At 44.9% G+C, this 5,090-nt stretch carries 1 protein-coding gene; it reads left to right on the plus strand.

The features are described from left to right. Window positions 1–5,082 (plus strand): T9SS type B sorting domain-containing protein (locus AC3RVG_RS15945; RefSeq protein ID WP_489692469.1); only part of this gene is annotated, 5,082 nt, incomplete at its 5' end. Window positions 5,083–5,090 lie beyond the last annotated feature (8 nt).

Here is a 5,090-nt window from a genome sequence, read left to right on the forward strand (position 1 = left end):
CTTATGCCACCATTTGCAGATCCTTTTATAGGCTGTGATGAAAGTGGAAGCGGTACGGGTATTTTCAACTTAACCCTTCAAGATGACGGTGTATTAGGTGTTCAGAACGCTGCAGACTTTTTACCTATTACCTATTATGAATTAGAAGCAGACGCAAACACCCCTGCCAATGCCATTCCTAACCCTGCAACTTATATAAGTGCGGGTGCGCAAACTATCTGGGTACGCCTTGAGAGCCGTGCTACTGGTTGTGCAAGAGTTACCCCTTTTGAACTAGAGCTGGAACTTTTCCCTACCATTGGAATAGGAAATGATTTAACTAAGTGCGACGATCTAATAAACGGCAGTACCGCAGACGATGGCCTGTCTACGTTCGACCTTACGGTAAATACACCGCTAATTACCCTTGGAAATCCAAGTCTTGAGATATTTTATTACGCCAGTGCCGCAGACCAGACAAGCAACAACCCGATTGCAAACCCTTCTGCCTACCAAAACGTTATTATTCCTCAGCAAGAAATATTTGTAACGGTATATAGTGAGAACGGCTGTAGAGCGACCAACACTTTTTTCATTATTGTGGAACCTTTGCCAGTGGCCGCTTCACCAGGCACTTTTATAGCCTGTGACTCTAACAACGACGGTTTTGCACAGTTTGATCTAAGCACGCAAACCCCTATTATTACAGGCGGAGACCCTGCACTTACGGTAACTTATCACGGTACCTTGCTAGATGCACAAAACAACCGTTTGCCGTTACCTAACCTTTATACGAACGATCAGATTTACTCAGACACCCCCATTACCGATCCTGCACATCCATCTTATGGTACAGGTGGCGTTTGGGCACGCGTAACCACTACTGCCAATGTTTGTCAAACTATCGTTTCCTTTGCGCTAGAAGTACACACTTCCCCAGTGGCCACCGAGCCAGAGCCATTTAGAAAATGTGATGATGCCGTTGCCGATGGATTTACCCTTTTCAATTTAACCGAAAAAGAGCCAGAAATATTAGGCACATTAGACCCGAACGGATTTGATCTTTATTACTATGAAAACCTTGCAGATGCGCAAATAGCCGGAGACCTTGCGCTAACCGCGCCAGATTTTTCTGCAGCTATCCAAAACGCAGCAGCCTATACTAACACTACTAACCCACAAGACATTTATGTATTAGTGGTAGGTAACGCCAACAGTAGCATCCCTCCAAACCCGAATGGAGCAGAAGGCTGTTACGATATTGTTACATTGACCCTTATTGTGGACCCAATTCCATTGGATCTTGGACCTTTTGAGATGGTATTGTGCGACGACGAATTGCAGGGCAGTACGCCAACAGATGAGATTTCTACCTTCGATTTAACCAGTCAGAACTTTTTAGTTACAGGTGGCGATCCTACATTGAGTGTGCTTTGGTTTGTAACCCCGGCTGATGAAGCTGCGGGCAATGCCATTCCTAACCCAACGACGTATCAAAACTTCGCTACCCCACAAACGGTGATAGGAAGAGTGACATCAGAATTTGGTTGCTCTATCAGAATCACACTAACCCTAACAGTGCTTCCAGTTCCGAATGCGAATCCGAATCCAGACCCAATCATTATCTGTGATGATGACGATGATGGAATTGTAAGTACGTTCGATTTAACGGATCGCGATTTAGAAATATTAAATGGAGAAACAGATGTTACCATTTTTTATTACGAAACAATGCAAGCGGCATTGAATGGCGCTGCTGGAACAGAAATCCTGAGCCCGTACACTAACATCGTGCCTTACAACCAGATTGTATTCGCTCGTATTACAAACCAAGTACCGCCAGAGCAGCTTCCTTGTTATACTATTGTGGAGTTGGAGCTTATCGTGGTAGCGTTACCAGATGCGCCAGATGCTACATTCCAAGATCCGCTATTTGCCTGCGATGAAGATGGCGATGGCACAGCTATTTTTGATCTTACAGTGCAGAACGCTGCAGTATATGGCGTACAAGATCCAGCAGATTTTGAGCCAATAACCTATCACCAAAGTCAGGCTGATGCCGATACTGGCGCCAATGCAATTAATCCTGCAGACGCATTCCAAAGTTCGGGACAGACTATCTGGGTACGCTTGGAGAGCCTTGGCACCGGTTGTGCGAGAGTATCTTCTTTTGAAATCGAGATGGGTGACTTCCCAGGTACAGGAATCGCAAACGACCTAATTCTTTGTGATGATGAAGTAAATGGTAGCACCAATAATGATGGGATTTCTACCTTCAATTTAAGGTTGAATACCCCAGTAATTACGGGTGGCGATCCTACGTTGACGGTTTATTATTACGCCTCGCAAGATGACTTGAATAATGATATCCGTATTACAAACCCTTCAACATATCAGAATATTACCAGCCCGCAACAAGAGATTTTTGTGAGTGTGGGCGGACAAAATAGTTGTGGTGCAGCATTGAGTTTCTTTATAATTGTCAACCCGAACCCAGAGCCAGTGGAGCCTACTCCGCTAATAGCTTGCGATGTTGACAACAACGGACTCTCTTCCTTCAATTTGGAGAGCAAGAGTGCTGAGATACGCGGAGGCAACCCAACGCTTATTATTACCTACCACGAAAATTTATTAGATGCCAGAACAGGTGGTTTTCCATTGGCAAGTCCGTATGAGAATATAGTTGCATTTAACCAAACACTATATGTTCGTGCAGCTTACAACAATCCACCAGGAGGCACGGGATGCTATACTATTGTGACCCTAGAGCTAATTGTGCGTGAAAGCCCAGTAGTTCCTCAGGACCTTCCAGATTTGGTAGCCTGCGACGACAGTGGTTTTGCAGAGTTCGACCTTACCCAGCAAGAAGATTTAATCTATGGTAGCCAGTCTCCAACAGACTATACCCTTACCTACCACTTAAATCAAGCTGATGCCCTTACAGGTTTAAACTTTATTGTGGAGACAGAAGCATATACAAACATTAGCAACCCGCAGACAATCTGGATTCGTTTGGATGACAACGCCACGGAGTGTTATGCAATCAGCAGTTTTGAATTGGTGGTTAATAATGGACTTCCAATAACCGATCCGACTGCGATGGAGGTGTGCGACGATTTAGGCGAAACGAATGACGGGATGACCACTTTTGATCTTACCCTGAAAAATTCAGAGATAACCAATGGTGTGCTTACCCAAGGTGTTACTTACTTCTTAACAGAAGAAGATGCGCAGGATAACATTAACCGTATCGATCCTGATACAGCCTATGTAAATATGGATGCTGGCGGAAACCCTATCAACCCACAAGTACTTTATGTGCGCGTGGAGGATAGTAATAGTGCGTGCGTTTCATTTACCACCCTTACGCTACGAGTTATCAGTAATCCAAATCCTGTAACGCCAGACCCAATTGTACTTTGTGACTATAACATAATTGTACCACCGGGGCCTTATGACGAAGTAGAGCTGTTTGACCTTACTATTCGCAATGCACAAATACGCAACGGGAACAACTGGACATTGGACTACTATGAAAGCTATGGCGATGCAGTTACAGAGACTGACGCTATCCCTACGATAGAGACAACGGCCTACCAAAACACAAGTAACCCACAAATAATCTATGTGCGGGCTACTAGTATTACAACAGGTTGTTTTGAAATCGTGGAGCTTGAATTAATAGTAGAGCCATTGCCAGACGACAGCGCTGTGGTAGAACCTTATGTATACTGCTCAACAGATGGTACTGAGGCAGGCGTCTTTGATTTAACCACTAAGATTGGTGAGATATTAGGCGGCCAACCAGCACCACCAATGGCGGTAAGTTTTTACCTAACCGCAATTGATGCAGAAAACAATACCAATGCCATTACAAATGTTACAGGACATCGTAACAGAGATGGGGCCAACAACCCAATAAACCCGCAAACAATTTTTACGGGTATTACCAATACCGATACAGGCTGTTACATTGGTGGAGTACAAAGTTTTGAATTAATAGTTCAGCCAGGTGCAATTGCAATAGCGCCGACAGAGCCATTTGTAATATGTGATAATTTGATGCCGAGCGATGGTTTTGCAGAGTTCGATTTGGATAATCTTAGCGATCAGCAGGTATCTGACCTTCGCGCCGGAATATTGGCGGGGCAGGACCCAATGGACTTCCCTATAACTTTCCACGAAACATTGGAAGGAGCAGAAGCAGGTACGGGTGTAATTACCTTCCCATATGTAAACATCATCAACCCGCAACGTATTTATGTGCGTGTTACCAACACGACAAACATTTTTACGCCAAGCTGCTATACTGTGGTAGATATGATACTTAAGGTAGAGCAACTTCCAGATGTTACCCTGGACGGCGAATACCGCCTTTGTGTGGACGAAAATGGCAACCCAATTGCAGAAGAAGAGGGCAGTCCCTCCCCACCGATTATCGATACAGGTCTTGACCCAACACTTTACACCTTCCAATGGGATTTGGATGGGGTTATTATTGTAGGGCAAACAGGTCCATCGATTATCGCACTGCAGGGCGGCACGTACACGGTTACCATCACAGAACTTGCCTCGGGCTGCGAGAGTACAGCCACCGCAACGGTGATTGTTTCTTCGCCACCACTTACTTATGAAGCTAACTTAATAAACGGCGCCTTTGCGGGCAACCATATTATTGAAGTGATAGCAACAGGCGAGGGCACGTATGAATATCAATTGGACGATGGTCCATTCCAGGATAGCAATCTATTTGAAAACGTAACCCCAGGAAACCATACGGTGACCATCCGTGATGCTTTCGGGTGTGGTAGCGTAACGATTGATGTGGGTGTTATAGACTATCCGCTGTACTTTACACCAAATGCAGATGGTTATCACGATACTTGGAATATCATTGGTATAGCTACGGGTGACCCTACGGCAAAAATATATATCTTTGACCGCTTCGGAAAATTGCTTAAGCAACTAAGTCCGCTAGGCGCAGGATGGGATGGAACCTTCGGGGGAAGCCCACTGCCATCAAGCGATTACTGGTTCAGAGTGGAATACACCGAAGACGACGTGCCTAAAGAATTCAAAGGACATTTTACCCTAAAACGATAAATAGAAAT

The organism is Aequorivita sp. IT1282 (genome assembly GCF_058068205.1).